Below are 19,349 nucleotides of genomic sequence, written 5' to 3'. Positions count from 1 at the left end.
AATTAATAATCTTTAGAAGGTTAATTTTATTCCGAGGTTATAAGCGCGTGCTAAAGGATAGTTTCCATAATCAACCCCTGGAGTTAAGTTAGCACCGCCATTATAATCTACATCAGGATTATAACCTTTATAATTAGTGATGGTAAATGCGTTATCTACGCTACCGAATATCCTGATATTCTCGACATGGAGATTTTTGGCTACGGCCTTAGGAAAATTATAGCCTAGGGTCATATTTGTACATCTTAGATAAGAACCATCCTGAATGTAGAAGGATGATAGACGGGTACTGTTGCTCTGCGTTCCGGCGCGGGATGCCCGGTAATTTAAGCCACTTCCAGGGTTAGCTTCATTTCTGTAACGATCAGCCACTTCTACATATTGATTTCCTGATCCCTCAAAGTTGTACAGGTAGTAATCCTGCCCATCCAATACGCTGTTACCTTGAGAACCATTAAATGACGCTCTGAAGTCGATTGCTCTATAACTTGCGTTTACTGCGAAGCCATAGGTAAAGTCGGGATAAGGACTTCCAATGATCTTTTTATCAGCATCGTTAACTATGCCATCTCCATTGGTATCTTCAAAGTATAAATCTCCAACTTTATATGGATTAGATTGTGCTGAGGACCGGGCCACCTTACCTAATAATTCCGGGGTTACTCTACCCGCTACCTGATAGCCATAAAACATACCAACCGGCTGGCCTTCCATGGTTACGTGTGTAATGTAAGAACGTTCGGCACCGTTGGTAAATATGGTGCTGTTTCCACCCAGATTGAGTACTTTGTTCTTATTCAGCGCAATATTAGCACTCAAACCTAAAGTGAAGTTATCGTTATTAATGATGCGGCCATCCAACTGAAGATCAAAACCTTTATTCCTTACCCTACTGTCTTTAAGATTCGTTAAGATTGTTGAAGAACCTGAAACTGCAGAGATAGGTTGATTGAATAAGAGGTTATACGATAAACTGTAATAGTAATTCGCCATTACCGACAAACGTCCGTTCAAGAAGCTTAGATCAGTACCAAAGTTATATTGTGATGTTGATTCCCATCCCAGATTCTGATCTTTAATTCCTCCAGCCCACATGGCTGTCGATACACCTGTTCCTGCTCCGAAAACAGATCCTCCTGGAGAGTTCATGGTTTGGGTATGGTTGTAATCGCCGATATTGTTATTGCCACTCAAACCCCAGCTGGCTCTCAATTTAACCGATGAACCTCTACCTAAGAAATCATTGTACCACTCTTCCTGAGACAAGTTCCAGCTTGCGGCAACTGATGGGAAAGACCCCCACTTATTATTAGGGCCAAAACGCGAAGAACCATCTGTACGGAATGATCCCGTTAAGAAATATTTCCCGTCATAATTGTAGCTAAACCGACCAAAATACGAAAGAAGCGTAGTCACTGTTTTTCCGGTTGCAGACCCTAAAGTAAATAAATTGGCATCTGCCGGCTTGTCGGTAATCTCGCCGATCTTATCGCTGGTAAAACCGGTAGCACTGATGCGTACCACATCAGTTGCAGTATGCTGGGCTGAATAGCCTCCCAACACGTTCAGGTTATGTTTGCCAAACTTTTTATCATAATTTAATGTAAACTCTGCCAGCTTATCTATTCTTGTCAGGTTTTGGGCAATAGAATTAGACGCTGCAATTGAAGAAGCTGAATAAGGTGCATTTCCACTACCATTACTTAAACTACCCGGGCGATAGTAATCATATTTTTCGCTATAATTCTGCGTACCTAAATTAGCTTTAAAGTTTAAGCCATTCAGGATTTCATAGGTGGCATATGCATTGTAGTTATTGCGGTTTCCCAGACGATTAATTTTCATTTCATTAACCGTAGCAAGCGGATTTTCTAAACCTTGATAGCCATACTGATCTCCTAAAGCAGCCATGCCATATTTAATGGGGTTACCATTTGCATCCGTTGCCGGCAAATAGGGAAGATAAAGTAACGCAGACATCATCGGACTGAAACGACCCTCACCGACTTCTTTATTATTCGTTTGGGTTAAGGCAATGTTTGCCCCTACCTTAAGGCGTTTGCTTACCTGACCTTCTATGTTGGAACGGAAGTTTAAGGAACGCATTGCGGTATTGGTTACAATACCATCCTGATCCTGATAACCGCCACTTACATAATATTTAATATCCTTATTACCGCCCGAAAATGAGAGGTTATGACGTTGAAAGAAAGCATCTCTGTAAAGTACATCCTGCCAATCAGTATCGTATTTCGGAGCAATGGGTGTTTGCGTTGCGAAGTTGTAGATATCAGTTGGAATACTCACAGACGAACTGTTCCCTACATTTGCTGTACGGGCTGAATTGCTATCCGAAAACATTCCATCGTTCCAGGTTTTTCCGGCGTTCACAACTAAATCCTTGTAGGCATTGTTACGACCATCAATCATCAACTGAATGAACTGTTCAGCATTCAATAGTTTTACTTTCTTTGCTAGTTGTGTGATTCCAGCCTGCACATCATACTCAAAACGGCCTTTACCTTCTTTTCCACGTTTAGTGGTAATGATCACTACACCGCCCGATGCTCTTGAACCGTAAATAGCCGCAGATGCTGCATCTTTCAAAATGTCGATGGTTTCAATATCTTCAGGGTTAATGAAAACGTTATTTCCTGATGGATAACCATCAATAACATATAAAGGATCGGAGCTGGCATTAATTGAACCGACACCTCTTACCCGGATTTTTGTACCAGCATAAGGTGCGCCTGTGGTTTGCGACACCTGTACGCCTGCTACTTTGCCCACAAGTGCCTGACCAACGGTTGGTGCACTTAGGTTCATTTCACTGGCTTTGACACTACTGATTGCACCGGTAACATCAGATTTCCTGATCTTCTGATAACCGATGGCAACGACTTCATTCAGCGTGTTACTGCTTTCTTTTAGTTGTACATTAATCGTTTTACTAGTTCCAACCAAAAGTTCCTGCGTTTCGAAGCCGATATACGAAAATATTAAGGTTGCGCCATTTGTTGCATCGATTATAAATTTACCATTAGCATCTGTAGTGGTTGTTTTTTTGGTTTGTTTGTCGTAAACACTCACACCAGGAAGGGGCTGTCCCTTCTCATCGGTTACCGTTCCACTGATAGCAGCTAAATGATTATTGAGTTTAATTGACGGAAATAATTTAGCATTACTGGCTGCCAGGACCGGAGTATTGCAAACGGCGAGTAAACCGAGCGGCAATAGCAATTTCCTACAGGTAGTTTTGATACCTGTTACTGAAAAAAATGAAATCATCTTTTTGATTTAAGTAATTGTTTGAGAAATAGAAATTCGTTTATGTTATTGAAAGGCGTACATTTTCAAATTCACATAGGCAAATGTTTTAATTAAAAATTTGTTTGGGAGAGCTTTTTACGTCGGCAAAACTAGGCTTGCTGTTTTAAGAAAACATTGCCGGCAGGTTAACAGTACAATAAGAAGACGGCTGCAATGTTAACGGTAGATTAACAGTTTCGTGGCCAAATGGTGTAAGCTGCAGTTAAGGCATCCGCGGGGCGGAGGTGGGTTAAAAGTGGCGAAAAGGTGGGGTAAAGGCGGATGGGATGGATGAGATGCAAAAAACCCGCAAAGCCAGGCCATATTACTAAATTTCTTCAGCATTGGCAAGGATTTGCGGGATTTATTAAGGTGTAAAGCCGGAATTATTTCAGTAATTCGGCCAGAAATGCGGTAGTGTGCTTCCAGGCCCTTTTTGCCATGATCTCGTTATAATCGGCAGATTTTGGGTCTGTGAAGGTATGTTTACTGTGTGCGTAGGTAATGATTTGCCAATCGGCATTGCCTTCATTCATTTCAGCAATGAGTTTAGACATTATTTCAGGGGTTACGCTTGCATCATCAGCTGGATTCTCTACTAATATTTTAGCTTTTAACGGCCCATTTGGTCTGTCAGCAGCTTTACCTAAACTACCGTGAATGGAGATGACACCCAAAACTGGCAAACCAGCACGGGCAGTTTCAAGTGCACCTGCACCACCGAAACAATAGCCGATAACTGCGATTTTATCTGGAAGTGCACCAGCTTTCTTTAATTGTTCCAGCGCCAGACTAATCCGTTTCTGGTAAGCCTGATAATCCTGTTTATATTTTCCGGAAAGCTTAGCCGCAGCAGCATTATCGGCAGGAATGTTGCCTTCGCCATAAATGTCGGCAACAAAGGCTATGTATCCTTGCTTTTGAAGATCGAGCGCAGCAGTTTTCGCTTCGTCATCAATTCCTTTCCATGCCGGCAATACCAATACACCGGGAAGTTTTTTGCCAGCGTTAGGGGTTACCAAACCATTTAATTTCTGGTCTCCGTCGGCATAGCTAACCGCCTTTAATTGTTGCGCATTTGCAAATCCGCTGATCAGCATAGCTGCTATTAACATTAATTTCTTCATTTTTCTTTATTGATTTATATGTTTCTAAAATACGATTCTGGAATGATTGTGCCACCAATCAAAACAGGAAATTACAGGATAGGTTTGTTGATGATTGAAAAATTAAATCTGTATGATAGAAAGTAGCCGGTAATATCTCTGGCGGGGTAAAACTATCAGCAAAGGGGCTTGTTATTTAAAGAAATTATCATTTATGTGGAAGCGACATCTCCTTTTTATATTAGCCACGTTTGCTATTGTGGCTATTTACTCTTGTAAATCCGGATCAGTTAACTTATTTAAAGCAGCCAATCCTCACGAACAATACCGAAGGAAACTGGAAACAGCGGGACTCGACAAAACTGCGATGGGTTCGGCGTGGATTAATTCTTCATTATTAAGTTTACAAAAGGCGTTGACGATTGGTTTACCTTACCGGGAGACAGGATTTTTTGGCGCAGATAAGGTGCAGGCGGTTACTTATAAATTCACGGCTACTAAAGGGCAAAAGTTGACGATCGCTTTAGCAAAGAAACCTGCACAAACTGCATTATACCTGGACTTATGGTACGTTTCCGATGTAAGTAATCCCGAACTTATTGCTTCTGCCGACACACTAAACCGTGTACTTCAGCACGAAATAAATGACACCGGAACGTATCTGATCCGTTTGCAGCCTGAACTTTTACAGAGTGTGGAATACACCCTGGAGATTACCACCGGTCCATCGCTCGCCTTTCCTACACAATCGAAAAGTAGTAAAAGCATTGGAAGTTATTGGGGTGATGGGCGCGATAATAATGCCCGCAAACATGAGGGTGTTGACATTTTTGGAACATTCAGAAGCCCTGTTGTGGCCATTGCCGATGGCACGGTAACCCGGGTAAACGAAAACAATTTGGGGGGTAAGGTGGTGTGGCTACGACCCAAAGGCAGGGATTACACGCTTTATTATGCGCATCTCGACCAGCAGATTGCTACTGAAGGACAAGATGTTAAAACAGGTGATACGCTCGGTTTAATGGGCAATACCGGGAATGCTAAAAATACGCCAACACATCTGCACTTCGGGATTTATACTTACGGGGGTGCGGTCAATCCGCTTCCATTCATTGATCCGGTTACAAAAAAACCTACACCCGTTACGGCTACGTTAAGCAACCTCAACAGCACACTGCGGACAGCTGGAAGCACAAATTTACTACGCACGCCGCAAAACAAATCTGAGACAATGTCAAAACTGTCGCCCGGGACAGTGGTTCGTATTAACGGTGCGACAGGACATTACTACAGGGCCGAACTACCTGATGGCAGCAGTGGCTTTATACCAGGAGGGGAACTGACAAAAGCCAGTAAACCTATAAAAAAAATAAAAATTAATGGGCAGCAACTGCAGGTTTACAACGAGCCTGATACCTTGGCCCCTGTTAAACTTCATTTAAAAACAGGGGAAACCGTAAGTTTATTGGGCAACTTCAATAATTATCAGCTGGTGAGTAACGAGCAGAACGAAGTGGGATGGATTGTGAAGTAATCTCTTAGTCTATCTATTCTCTTTAAAAAGTTTTATGCCATAAAAAGGGGTCAATGGAGCTAGATCATTCCAGTTTTTCGCAGAATGCGACTCATCAGTAATAAATTTAACCCTGTATACTCCTTTTTTCATAAAAATTGTAGTGTCTACGTATTGATTTTTATATGCTCCTCCAGCCCAGTGACTGGTTGCAATATCCATCGTCCAAACCCTATTTCCCGATAAATCCTCGATCCAACCATAATCTGCGAATACGTTTTGAGAATCCCAGATTTTAAGGCTTGGAGAAATATAATTATCCGTTACATTTAGCACAACATAAAAGTTTGTTTCATCCCATGAAAAATTTGCATCAACAGAAAAATCAAAGAGATCTTTTACATTTCCATAGATAACATTTTTGATTGGCAAATAATTCAGAGGAAACTGGTTAAACCTGTCATTGGTGTGAGGAACACAAATTGTTGAATCAGCTACCATTTTATACGTTGAGGTTAGTTGAAGTTTACCAAGCTTTTTAAAACCCCTATCACTAAATAGGGCTAATCTCGATTTTTGAATAAAGTCCTTGTCGTTGTCTCCAACTATAATATCAAATGGTATTTTCATATCCTCTTTAACCCTTCTTATCCCTATATCCTTCCAAGGCAATTTGAGTTTTACTTTGTAACCATTCTCCCCTCTGAACAATTGACATTGTAATCCCGGAAAGCTAGCATTTGTGCTATCAACATTAAGAGGTTGAGAAAGAATTAAGGTATCAAGTCCAAATGGGGATTTGAATACCAGTATTAATTCATCTTCCTTCAAATAGCAGCCACGATCGGCATCAGCGAGATTATATAAAGATTCTCCAACAGCACATACTTGAACTTTCCCGTCTCTATTCAAAGAAAATGATTGAGACACCTCACTAAAATTTGGCAAGTTAATTAAACTGATCAATTCAGGTCCAATTTTCGAGCTCTTAAGGTATCGGATTTGATTAGTATCAGGGTCATTATAGATCGTTGTTTCTCCATTATAACACTGCAGTAGACAAATTATAAAATATATACATAGCCCAAGTAGGCTACCACCAATTAACTTTGTTTTCATAATAAGTAAAAATCCGTTCTCTTTGCTGACGATCCTGCGATTTTAATAGGAAAATGCAGTTCCTGGGTGCGTTACCAAATTGAATTCTATTTGTAAAGCCGTTTTTTTTGCCCAGACTTTTCCATTCGTTATCCCAATAAAATAATTCATAAATCTTATCCTTCCTAATATTTATCTCATGTGGATAACCCTCTGGAAAAACCTTGGTTAATTGAAGCGAGTCCAAAACATCAGTTTGAGGTTTCATGAGTATAATTTCACCACTTTTTAGCAATTTAAAAGCATAGGATGCAGGATAGAAAGTATTTTCTTCAAAAACCATTGGTAGATAAACAACATTACGACCTATATTATTAAATGCTACTTTCCCATTATAATTTCTTCCAAAATCCACAGGCTGCCATTTAAGCCTATTGAAAACACACAAATAAATATTTTCTACATTTATTTCTTCGTCAAATAATGTTATCGAGATATTACTAGTGGGAACATATTCATGTGTAACATCCAGGTAATGATTATTTCTAAAGAACAGCGGTAACTCGCCAGTTTGAAGACTAATGCCTGAGATATCGTTATGGTTCAAATAAACTTTCCGATAGACTTTGGCAACCGTTGAAGTAATAACGCCGACACGTTGCGCTCCGATTTTGTAAGCCCCGGGATCAACTTCCGTACCTTGAAAAGGAAATGTTTGGCCTTGAATTTTTAAAGCGTTCCAATCATGCCTAGAGTTTCTATTTGGCCATAATGGAACACCATCAAACGCTACTGGAAGTCCTAAGGCACGCATCGCATAACACGTTAACTGAACTTCATGTATACAAGCTCCAGAACGAACATTTATTAAATCCTGATAGCTTAAATCAAATGGTGCATGTAAATTATTTGTATGATAGAACCATTTTCGTAAGTCATCATTTATGATTTTGAGTAGATCGACAGAATTATTGTTTTTCTTCATTGCTAATACTGCCCCTTTGTAACGATTCCGGAAAAATGTCCTCCATTCTTTTGGAGGCTCGTTACAAATCTTATAAGGCAGAAGAAACTCACAAAACTCATCAAAGCATAATGACCTCGCCCAGGGTAGCCTCCATACTTCAAACGCCTGCTCAATATTGTTAATTAAATATTCTGCGTCAATTACTTCAATATCTTTAACAATATGCATTTTTAAATCAGAGCGTAGCCTTAAAGATATTTCTAACGAATCCCAGGTTTTTTTAAAATTAACCTCTTTCGATGAGACCACAATCGAGTCCATCTTTTTAAATTGTTTTCTATAGGCATCAACTAGGCTACCCTCGTAATAATATTGATCCGGTAAACCAGCAATCAGATAGTATGCTGCTTTCAATTTTTCTTTGTTTCCACAACCCTTATAATAACTTATTACCTTCTCTAATTCATGCCTATTTTTTCCAGATTTATTAAGTGCAATAGTTACGTTTTCCGGGATATTCTCACAAGATTCAAACAATAATAGAGTTAGATAAAGAAAACATGACAGCTTCCATCTACAGCAAAAACCTCTATATAAACTACTTAAAAACAATAACATAAACACAAATCAATGAACAAAAACATTTAAACAATTGGTAAAACATAAATATTTAGAAAAACACCCCTAAATAGTTTGATTTTTCACCCATGCCATCAAAAATTAAGTCCAAAATTTGATTCAAAATTTATACTACAATCATTAAAGCTAATCAAATGAAAAAAATAAGAGGTCCAACGAGCGGGTATATACGACTTTCTCATCCTGTACATCTAAATAACTATAACTAATTTTTCAATAATGAAAAGGAAATACGCTCTTTTGGGGCTTACTGTAATTGGCATTTCTATTATACTTTATGCTTGTCAGAAAATAAGTATACATAGTGATAAAGACCTCCTCAAACCACATGGTACAGAAATAGCCATGTTTAAAGATTATTTTTATCAAATGGTTAAAAAGAAGGACGACGAGGGCCTGCACTCACAAAAAAATCAAGTTCAATCAATATTAATCAGAAATATGCTTTATGGAAAAAGGCGTATTTTTTCGAAAGTAAAAACGGAATATTTTTGGAAATACCAATTGTCTATAATCAAAGATTTGCCTCAATATTTAAAAAAAATAATACTGAGAACTCCAGTGTGAGTGAAGAAATTTTTAGAGGTTCATTCGATAGGCTTGTTATTTATAAAAATAAACTGACGGGCGCATTTGATCGAAAACTCATTACCTATGTTCCAGACATCGATTACCTCAGAAAACATAATAACGATATTAGTCATAACCAACTTAATAAGCTTGACGAAGATTTTTCAGGATTTTTAGAATATAAAGACTGGGATGGAACCAAGTTGTTTACTTTACAAAAGGAAAAAGGCAGAACAGTAAAAAAGTTCCGTTATAACGCTAATGAAAACTTTTCAACTGAAGCATTAAAAATAATAAATTCAGCAAGCCTATCAAGTTCAGCAAAAAATGCAAAGTTGATGTCTTTGAACATTAAGGATAAAATTACGATGACTACACACTTGTGCGACGTTGATTTCGTAGAGGTATGGGGTGAAAGCTGTATTGATGCTGGACCAGATGATGGGGGATCTGGTGGTTCTCCAACGTGTACTCCATACCTTATTGAGACGATAACTGTGTACATCTACTGCGATGACGATTATGAAGACCCATGTACCAATTGCCCGATTCTAACGGGAGATGATTGTATTGATTATGGAATTGGGTGTGATATTTATACAGATCCGGGTCAGAACGAGCCACCAACTAACGACGACCCATGTGCGAAAGCAGGTAAAGTTAACGGAATGGCAGCGGATAGCACACTTAGTGATAATAATTATGAAGCAAAATACAATACTTTAGCAACTGGAAATGAATATGGATATGAGCAGAAATTAACTGATCTTAGCAGCAATGATTACATAGATGTGCCAGTAAGAACTGACGGATCTACAAATACATTTAATATGTATTTTACTTGGAATTCAACGGATGGGTATACTGTTGGCGATGTTCATACCCATCCCTCCAGTAGTGCTCCATCACCTGCGGATGTTTTTGGAATGATAAAAAACTTACCAACGGTAGTTGCATCCAACGTCGGTGTCGACTTTTACAAAGAGAACGTCTCTATTACAGTGATTGGTATAGATACCTAATGTAGTAACAGTTAAAGATTGGGCAGAATTAAAATCCGCTTACGAAGAATATCTGTCTGATAAAACCGCCTATAATCTTTCGTTTGCAGATTTATCAGCTCAAGCAGGGGGCTCAGAAAAAGCACTCCTGACAAAGCTGGGAAACGCAATAAACTTATTTAAATCAGATAGCGCAGGCAAATTCAACCCCAGAACCCTCGGCGAAGATACTTTACCTGCTAATGTCGAATGTAACAAATAATAATTCTTTCATTAACATTAATAGTTCAGTCATGAAAATTAAAATAATTTCACTAATAATATTCTGCTATTTTTCAAGCAAAAATACTTGTGCTCAAATCAACCCATCGATAAGTATCAAAATACCATCAGGCTCAGTAAAATTATTAGCCCCAAATGCGGAAAAAAATATTGGGCAGACTTTTAAATCACATGCAAATATTCTTAGTATGAAGAATGCATATAAGATAAACAATATCATTTTAGGCTTTCAAGATTACATTGTTAAAAAAGAGGAAGCTAGAACACTAACCCAAATTAAAAAAGAACTTGAAGGGGTAATGGCTGAATCTGGATTAAAATCTAATATAATACAATCAGAGATAACAACTAGGAATCAGACAAAGTATCTAATTTGGAAAACTTTGCACGATGGTGAATATACATATACAATAATATCTGATCCACAGCAAGTCCATTCTATGATAGGAAAAATACTGTTCAAAGTAGTTGAAAAAGCTGAGGCGGATGTCGTATTTGAGAATTTCATTAATAATCTTGCTTTTAAAAGGGAAGTAAATTAATGTTGAGATCTACTTGTGAATGAACTTTTCTAAATTATCAATTAGCATTGATAATTTAGGAATCGTAAGAAATCTCATTATTTTCAGAAAAATGCAAATGATTTTAACAGCGCAAGTAGACCTCGTATTAAAAAGGTTTAATATTTAAATTTTTAAGAAAGGCTGAAGTTGCTTGCCAGCCCATCTAGTCAAATTTGGAAAAAATCAAATATAGTTTTGGGAGTAGATCGATATTTATTAGCATTTTTTTCATGCTATGCATCTACATACAATTGGAAATTAGGGCCATAATATTCGGAATCAGTATATCATTTGCTGTAATGGTTTTCTACCTAAACATCTTAAAACTTACCCGCAAAAATCTACTAATTACAGGAATCTCATGTTTGACACTACTTTTAGTTTTAACGATATTCTTGAAACAAAACTCCACTTCAGGCAGAAAATTAGTTTATAAGATATCATTTAACATTTTAGCTGACAACTGGATAAATGGGATTGGAATTAAGAATTTTCCTTCTGTTTATAGATTATATCAATCAAAATATTTTGATGAACAACCTTTTACTATGCAAGAACTCCTGCTTGCAGACAATGTTAAAAACGCATATAATGACTACTTTGAATTGTTTATTGAGCTTGGAATAAAAGGTTTAATAGTTATGATCACAGTTCAATTCATAATTTTTAGAATTACGTATTTTTCATTAAGATCGAATCCTAATAAGCCATATATTCAACTAATGGCGTGTTGTATCATTATTTCTATTTCCACCGCCGCAACAATCACGCATTTATTCGAAAAGTGGAGTACACAATGTTTATTTGTTGGATCATTGATTATTTTAATCTATTATATTCGAAAGAGAAATTTGGCTTACTATAACATTGCAGCAATTATTTCACTTGCAATAATCTTATACTTCCACTTCGGATATTATGTCGCAAATAGGATTTATTTTACAGAATACAACGAAGGGAAACAACTTTACAAGGCTGGTTATCGAACAAAAGCCTTGAGTTATTATGATCACGCATTTCCTCATATCCAGGAAGATGCAGAATTTCTGTACAACTACTCATCTTTACTCCTTGAGCTTGGAAATAAGGTCAAAGCTCGAAAAATTGCATCAAAGATGGTCAAGATTGACAACGGCTGTATGTTTTATCTGAAACTTGCCGACTGCTATTTTGAAAATGAACAATATATTCAGGCTGAGAAGGCTTATTTAAGAGCTATCAACACGGTTCCCAATAAGCTAGTAACCCGATATAAATTACTTAATTTTTATATAAAGACTAAACAATTAGACAAAGCTTTATCTGTGGGCAAAATTATATTAAGGTTACCGATAAAAATCCCGTCGGAGTCAGCCACTCAGATAAAGCTTTCGACCAAAACCCTGTTAATGACTATCAACAGCAGTCAATAGATAAGGAACTCCAATTGAGTAACACCTTCTAAAATATCACGATTGCCTGTTTCACCAATAAATACGCAGCAAGTACATAAAGAAATATGGCAATTGACTTATTGATGATCAGGCTGCTCAAGGCAAACTTTTCCTGAATGAAAGTAGCAAAATGTGCATAAACATACAATGCCAATGCTGAACCGAACCCCGAACCGACAGCAAAAATTACCAGGGAGAGATAGTCGGTTTCAATCCATTCATGTAAGATGACATAATTGCCAAAAAATAACCAGAAAGGAATCTGTACGGGATTGAGTACTCCGAGGATTAAGCCGTAAAGTACACTTCCGCTGCGTTTATCTTCTTCAGTATTACTGGTTTTAGGGACTTTTTTACGGTTGACCCAGGTGATGGTGCCCATTGTAATAAACATCAGAATCATGAAGCAATCGACCAAAGTGCCAAGCCGGACTTCGCTTACTGCGGCATCAGGATTGATATCACTCATTGCCCAACGGGCGAAACGCATCATCCCAAAGGTAAAAAAAACCTCCACACAGGAGAATGACAGTATGAAATACCATACCTGTCGCATCCCCTTGTTTATGGCCAGCTGCGCCACGGTAAGATTGATATTACCGGGCGGAATATAGCCCATGGCGTTGAGAAGAATACCTATAATAAACGTTAAAAATAGCATGGACGAAATTAGGTATTTATTTTAAATGGCTTGCCAGGTATTTACCGGTATAGGAATTTTTCTGTTTAACGAGATCTTCAGGTATTCCTTCGAATACCAGTTCACCTCCCCCATCGCCACCTTCGGGACCAATATCGATCACCCAATCCGCACACTTAATCATATCCATGTTATGCTCAATTACCAGAATGGTATTGCCTTGCTCAATTAAGGTGTTGAGTGCTTTTAACAGCTTTTTGATGTCGTGAAAGTGAAGTCCGGTAGTTGGCTCATCAAAAATGAACATCGTTTTATTCGCATTGTTCCCTTTAATCAGAAAGGATGCAAGTTTGATTCGCTGTGCCTCTCCACCTGATAAGGTATTGGACGACTGCCCAAGATGTACATAGCCTAAACCAACATCTACAAGCGGATTCAGTTTATTAAGGATTTTTGGCTCATCTTTGAAAAACTCAACGGCCTCATCAATGGTCATATCCAGAATTTCAGATACATTTTTCTCTTTATATACCACATCTAGTACCTGCTGCTTGAAGCGTTTTCCGCCGCAAGCTTCGCAAGGCAGATAAATATCAGCCATAAACTGCATTTCAATTTTCACTTCGCCTTCACCCTGGCAAACGTCGCAACGTCCGCCCTCTACGTTAAAAGAGAATGCTGCCGGTTTGAGTCCCGCAGCTTTAGCTGCCGCAAGTCCTGAGAATAATGAACGTATATCATCCCATGCTTTAACATAGGTTACCGGATTAGAACGGCTGGAACGGCCAATTGGATTCTGATCGACCAGCTCCACGGCACTCACCATTTCGTAATTACCAAATATCCCATCATAGGAACCAGTTTGTTCACCGGCATAATTACCAATGGCTTTTTGCAATGCCGGGTACAATATTTTTTTAACCAGACTGGTTTTTCCGGAACCGGAAACCCCGCTTACTGCTGTAAATACGCCCAATGGGAATTTGATATCAATATTTTTCAGGTTATTTTCCCGTGCCCCTTTGATCAGGACATGATCTTTCCATTTGCGGCGCTGTGCAGGAATTGCAATTTTCTCTTCGCCCGACAGGTACCGGCCGGTTAAGCTATTTTTATCTTTCAGGATAGATTCATAGTCGCCACTGAACACCAGATTACCGCCATGGGTACCGGCTTCAGGACCGATGTCTATGATATAATCGGCAGCACGCATCATTTCTTCTTCGTGCTCTACAACCAGTACAGTATTACCCACATTACGCAGGGAGAGCAGTACTTCTATCAGTTTATTGGTATCACGGGGGTGTAAGCCGATACTTGGTTCGTCCAACACATAGATGGAACCCACCAGACTACTTCCCAGAGAAGTTGCTAAATTAATTCTTTGAGACTCACCTCCTGATAAGGTATTTGATAACCTGTTCAGCGTTAAATAGCCAAGACCAACATTATTCAGATAAAGAAAGCGGTTATCAATTTCTGCCAGTAAACGTTTTGCAACTTTAGCATCTGTAGTATTCAGCTTCAGTTCATTGAAGAAAACCAGGGCTTTCGACAAGGGCATCAGTACAACATCTATAATCGACTTTTCGGCAATTTTAACGTACGACGCATCTTTACGTAAACGGGATCCTTTACATTCAGGACAAGTTGTTTTACCACGGTAACGCGAAAGCATCACGCGGTATTGTATCTTATAGGTTTGTTCTTCGAGTTCTTTAAAGAAATCATTCAGCCCGGAAAAGTGCTTATTTCCAGTCCACAAGAGCTGTTGTTCCTTATCGGTAAGTTGGCTATATGCGCGGTGAATAGGAAAGTCGAACTTAGCAGAGGCTTTAATGAAGTTTTGCAACCAAACGCCCATTTTTTCACCACGCCAAGGTGCGATGGCATTATCATAAACGCTCTTGCTTTTATCTGGTATCACAAGATCTTCATCAATGCCAATTACATTTCCATATCCCTCGCAACGTTTACAAGCTCCGTAAGGATTATTGAATGAAAAGAAGTTTGGTGTAGGTTCCTCGAACCTGATCCCATCAAGCTCAAAGCGATCGCTAAAGTGCTTTGTTTTTCCTTCAGCCTCTACATAACAATCACCTTTTCCTTCAAAGAAAGCGGTTTGTACCGAGTCGGCCAGGCGGCTTAAGGTTTCTTCTTCCTGATTGGTTACGATCCGGTCGATCAGAATCTGAACAGTTTTATCATCTGTAAGTTCAGCATCTTTGAAATCGACATCTTCTAAAACAGATTCGATTTTCAAAATCTTCTGATCAATTAAAACCCTCAAAAAGCCTTTTTGCAATAAAATAGCGAGTTCTTCTTTTATAGTCCTGTTATTATGTGGATACAGTGGACAGAAAATAGTTACTGTAGTAGCTTCTGGCAGGGCGTTTACATAGTCTACTACAGAGCTTACCGAATCTTTTTTAACCTCTTTACCTGAAACCGGTGAGATGGTTTTGCCGATGCGGGAAAAGAGAAGCTTCAGGTAATCATATATTTCAGTAGACGTACCTACGGTTGAACGCGGGTTTGATGTAATCACTTTTTGCTCAATGGCAATGGCGGGTGCAATACCTTTGATATAATCTACATCTGGTTTGTTCATCCTTCCCATAAACTGACGAGCATACGAAGACAAACTTTCGACGTAGCGGCGCTGCCCTTCAGCATATAATGTATCAAAAGCGAGAGAAGATTTCCCGGAACCTGACATTCCTGTAACCACTACCAGTTTATTTTTTGGGATGGCGACATCTATGTTTTTAAGGTTGTGCACACGAGCACCTTTTATAATAATATTTCTATGCGGATCTTTTTCGGCTTCTTTTTTGCTCATGAATAATAAAGGATTTTAAAACATAACCCATTTAATAAATGTAGGGTTTTAAAAACATACAAAAATAGGGTACTGAGGTCGTTAATTTATTTTTTAACATTTTATTTTTTGTTTTTTGATAAAAAAATAACTTTCTTTGGATATTAACAAGCTCAGAACCAAACTAACAAGAATCAAAAAAGCATAGGAGAAAAGCTATAGAAATTAAACATCTACAAATTAATTTTTAGCAAATAGTACGGGATTTAGTGTAGGTAAACCTATGGATTTACAATCATATAACGATCAGGACCTGGTAAAATTGTATATTACCGGGAACGAGAATGGATTGCAGGAACTTTTAAGACGACATAAAAGCAAGATTTATACTTCTATCTATCTATTGGTGAAAGACCAATACCTGGCAGAGGATATTTTTCAGGATGCCTTTATAAAAGTCATTAATACCCTGCGATCAGGACGATACAATGAGGAAGGCAAGTTCTTACCTTGGGTAATGCGTATTGCGCACAACCTGGTTATCGATTATTTCAGAAAAGAAAAAAGGACTCCGATCATTACCAGTTCTGATGGAATGGATGTATTCAATATGCTACACTTTTACGATGAAAGTGCAGAGGAAAGAATGCTACGTGATCAAACGCATAAAGATTTGAAGGCAATGATTCATTTATTGCCTGATGAGCAGAAAGAAGTGCTTTTAATGCGCCATTATGCAGACCTGAGTTTTAAAGAAATAGCCGATTTAACAGACGTAAGCATAAATACTGCGTTAGGGCGTATGCGTTACGCTTTGAGCAACCTGAGAAAGATGCTCAAAACAAAGGAGATGACCTATAAAGGGTAATGAAAAAGTTACATATTTTGTTTTAGGGATTGAAATAAAGCATCTAAACAATCGTTAAGTTTATAAAACTTAGAACATTTAGTTGCTTATGACAAAAACCTCTACATCGAACACAAATGTAAATTTACCTAATCATCCTATGTTTCAGCATAAAACTGATATAGAATCTGATGCGGAAATCGACTTATTTTATGATCAAATCAAATCTAAGTTGGATCGGCTAGCTAAAAATCCAAGTGATGAAACCATCAATAAGATTTTGACCTACAGCAGATCGAAATAACAAAAATTTACACGAGCTATAAGCTGCCCTGAAACCGGGGCAGCTTTTTTTATTTTCCACCTTTTGTATCATTCATTTGCCATCATGTTTGATGCATCTTCCATCTTCAGTAAAAAACAGGTACTTTTGCTTAGTGTAATTATAACACTAAGCAGAACATGAACAGAAATCTTATCCCGTTAACTTTAGGAGGTTTAGGTATTGGCATTACAGAATTTGTAATGATGGGTTTACTGCCCGACATCGCGGTTGATTTAAAGGTTAGCATTCCTGAAGCCGGACATTTGATATCTGCTTATGCTTTAGGCGTAGTAATTGGTGCACCATTACTGATTATGATTGCGGGTAAATACCCGCCGAAGAAAATACTGATTGCCTTGATGGTTATGTTTACTGCTTTCAACGCATTTTCGGCGTTTGCGCCAACCTTTGATACATTATTTATTGCCCGGTTATTATCGGGCTTGCCACATGGCGCCTTTTTTGGCGTGGGCTCGGTAGTGGCAAGCAGGATTGCGGAAAAAGGAAAAGCTGCACAAGCTGTTTCGTTGATGTTTATGGGTTTAACTATTGCCAACATCCTGGGGGTCCCGCTAGGGACTTTTATTGGCCATAACTTCTCGTGGCGGATTTCATTTGCGGTAGTAGTGTTTGTAGGCCTGGTTACTTTGCTTTCTCTAAAACTGTGGCTTCCAGCCTTACCTGCTACTGAGAACCGCGATCTGAAATCTGAGCTCAGCTTCTTTAAAAAGAAGGATGCCTGGATTATCATTTTTATGATTTCCATTGGTACGGGCGGATTATTTACTTGGTACAGCTATATTGCACCGCTCATGACCATCGTAGCAGGTTTTTCCGCTAATGCTGTTACTTACATTTTGATGCTGGCCGGCGTTGGTATGTTTATCGGAAATTATCTTGGTGGAAAGCTTGCCGACAGGTTCTCACCTGCTAAGGCTTCGGCAGTGTTATTGATTGCAATGGTTGCAACCTTAATCATCGTACACTTCGTTTCTTTCAACCAGCCACTGGCTTTAATCATGACTTTTATAACCGGTGCGGTATCATTTGCACTGGCCTCTCCTATTCAGATGTTAATGATTCAATCGGCGAAAGGTTCTGAAATGCTCGCTGCCTCGGCAAGTCAGGCGAGCTTTAATATCGGAAATGCTTTGGGTGCGTTTTTCGGTGGACTACCGCTGGTTTATGGTTTCGACTATACCTCGCCTGCTTACGTAGGTGCCGCAATGGCCCTTGTGGGTGCATTTTTTGCGTTCTGGTTAATCAAACGAAATGCATTAAAATCTCCTGGAAAACAAGTGGCGGCAAAATCAGAATACGTACCGATGCATTAAGGTTTTTTTTTCCGATCACGAAGTTGACCGAGGCAAACGCTTAAAGACAGGCATGCATAACTATGGCTTTATCTTCTTTAGGTGATATGCTTTTTGATAACTGTTGCTGCCAAAAAATATAAATAAAAGCGCACCTGAACTATTTGATAAATAGTGTATAATAAGTCCCTCATCTTTTGCCAAACCAATTCTTGTTTTTTCGGTCATGATACTTCCAAACAAATATGGTATGCCAATATACTCACGGCTTTTGTTCTGAAGGTATACTGACCCTTTATTAAACTTTACCGGCACAGCAAGACTATCTAGAGTATGGCTATTTTGTTTAACAATAAAGGTTAGCTCATCAATTTTATACTGTTTAATAATAAGCCGCATGTCAGCAGCGGAATCGAGATTGCTTGTTTTTTGACTGATGTAAAGATGTATGTCTTTCGCGAAATTTCTATTATCAAGATTCCTCGCCTTTCCATCAGCTTTATATTCCAGATCCGGAGCAAGTTGGTATATCCCTGTAACCTGGGATAAATTTCCCTGAGCAATTTTCTGTCTGTGATTTTCGATTGTAGCATCAGAAAAAGAAGCACAGCCTGATAGCAGAATGCTTACTAATGATGAACACAAAAGTAACCAGGCGATTATTCTCCAGGGGATACAAAGACAGGCTGTTGAAACCAGGCTTAAAATTTTCATTGTGATTGCTAATTAAGTTCGGTATCAAATCTAACTGATAATCAAGAACTCAATTAATTATATTCAATATATCCCGATAAGATTATAACTTTTAAACACAATAGTTAGATATAACGTTGGTATTAGATTCAATTTAAAGGTTTTAAAAACCTGAATTAATTAATTAGATTAGTAAAATGGTTTACAACCTCGAAAAAAGATAATCTTT

Annotated in this window: 13 protein-coding genes; 6 read left to right on the top strand and 7 right to left on the bottom strand. The window is 38.4% G+C overall.

Features of this window, described 5'->3' with window-relative positions; all coding sequences use genetic code 11:
• Window positions 1-12: 12 nt before the first annotated feature.
• Complete coding sequence (locus AC570I_RS21590) at window positions 13-3,288, bottom strand: SusC/RagA family TonB-linked outer membrane protein (RefSeq protein ID WP_497407143.1); 3,276 nt, start codon at window positions 3,286-3,288, stop codon at window positions 13-15.
• A gap of 407 nt (window positions 3,289-3,695) precedes the next feature.
• A complete protein-coding gene (locus AC570I_RS21585) occupies window positions 3,696-4,436 on the bottom strand; it encodes a dienelactone hydrolase family protein (protein WP_497407142.1) in 741 nt (246 codons plus the stop codon).
• 193 nt (window positions 4,437-4,629) lie between these two features.
• Here AC570I_RS21585 and AC570I_RS21580 point away from each other — a divergent pair, with 193 nt between their 5' ends.
• Window positions 4,630-5,949, top strand: coding sequence for a peptidoglycan DD-metalloendopeptidase family protein (locus AC570I_RS21580; protein WP_497407141.1), 1,320 nt, complete (start codon window positions 4,630-4,632; stop codon window positions 5,947-5,949).
• Between the two features lie 9 nt (window positions 5,950-5,958).
• On the opposite strand, the gene AC570I_RS21575 is transcribed toward AC570I_RS21580, so the two are convergent.
• Window positions 5,959-6,840 (bottom strand): hypothetical protein, encoded by an 882-nt coding sequence (locus AC570I_RS21575; protein ID WP_497407140.1) that lies wholly within the window; start codon window positions 6,838-6,840, stop codon window positions 5,959-5,961.
• Between the two features lie 181 nt (window positions 6,841-7,021).
• Complete coding sequence (locus AC570I_RS21570) at window positions 7,022-8,530, bottom strand: hypothetical protein (RefSeq protein ID WP_497407139.1); 1,509 nt, start codon at window positions 8,528-8,530, stop codon at window positions 7,022-7,024.
• Window positions 8,531-9,123: 593 nt separating this feature from the next.
• Here AC570I_RS21570 and AC570I_RS21565 point away from each other — a divergent pair.
• The 3 genes from AC570I_RS21565 to AC570I_RS21555 all read left to right on the top strand — a co-directional run bounded on the left by AC570I_RS21565 (window position 9,124) and on the right by AC570I_RS21555 (window position 12,460).
• Window positions 9,124-10,224: a hypothetical protein gene (locus tag AC570I_RS21565; protein ID WP_497407138.1), complete on the top strand. Its 1,101-nt coding sequence runs from the start codon at window positions 9,124-9,126 to the stop codon at window positions 10,222-10,224.
• A gap of 272 nt (window positions 10,225-10,496) precedes the next feature.
• Window positions 10,497-11,027, top strand: a complete 531-nt coding sequence (locus tag AC570I_RS21560) for a hypothetical protein (protein ID WP_497407137.1) — start codon at window positions 10,497-10,499, stop codon at window positions 11,025-11,027.
• A gap of 194 nt (window positions 11,028-11,221) precedes the next feature.
• On the top strand, window positions 11,222-12,460 hold the full coding sequence (locus AC570I_RS21555) for an O-antigen ligase family protein (protein WP_497407136.1): 1,239 nt from the start codon (window positions 11,222-11,224) through the stop codon (window positions 12,458-12,460).
• A gap of 28 nt (window positions 12,461-12,488) precedes the next feature.
• Here the strand turns inward: AC570I_RS21555 and AC570I_RS21550 are convergent, their stop codons facing one another.
• Together AC570I_RS21550 and uvrA are read right to left on the bottom strand one after the other, a co-directional pair.
• Entirely contained in the window at window positions 12,489-13,142 is a 654-nt protein-coding gene (locus AC570I_RS21550) for a LysE family transporter (RefSeq protein ID WP_316797642.1), read from the bottom strand.
• A gap of 16 nt (window positions 13,143-13,158) precedes the next feature.
• Entirely contained in the window at window positions 13,159-15,963 is a 2,805-nt protein-coding gene (uvrA, locus tag AC570I_RS21545) for an excinuclease ABC subunit UvrA (protein WP_497407135.1), read from the bottom strand.
• Window positions 15,964-16,225: 262 nt separating this feature from the next.
• Here uvrA and AC570I_RS21540 point away from each other — a divergent pair, with 262 nt between their 5' ends.
• A complete protein-coding gene (locus AC570I_RS21540) occupies window positions 16,226-16,810 on the top strand; it encodes an RNA polymerase sigma factor (RefSeq protein WP_047801360.1) in 585 nt (194 codons plus the stop codon).
• 441 nt (window positions 16,811-17,251) lie between these two features.
• On the top strand, window positions 17,252-18,448 hold the full coding sequence (locus AC570I_RS21535; RefSeq protein ID WP_497407134.1) for an MFS transporter: 1,197 nt from the start codon (window positions 17,252-17,254) through the stop codon (window positions 18,446-18,448).
• 60 nt (window positions 18,449-18,508) lie between these two features.
• Here the strand turns inward: AC570I_RS21535 and AC570I_RS21530 are convergent, their stop codons facing one another.
• Entirely contained in the window at window positions 18,509-19,141 is a 633-nt protein-coding gene (locus AC570I_RS21530; protein ID WP_497407133.1) for a hypothetical protein, read from the bottom strand.
• Window positions 19,142-19,349: the final 208 nt, after the last annotated feature.

The sequence above is a fragment of the Pedobacter sp. A2324 genome (genome assembly GCF_059693705.1).
The sequence above is the reverse complement of the archived record's forward strand: the minus strand, read 5'-3'. Positions and strand labels throughout refer to the sequence as shown.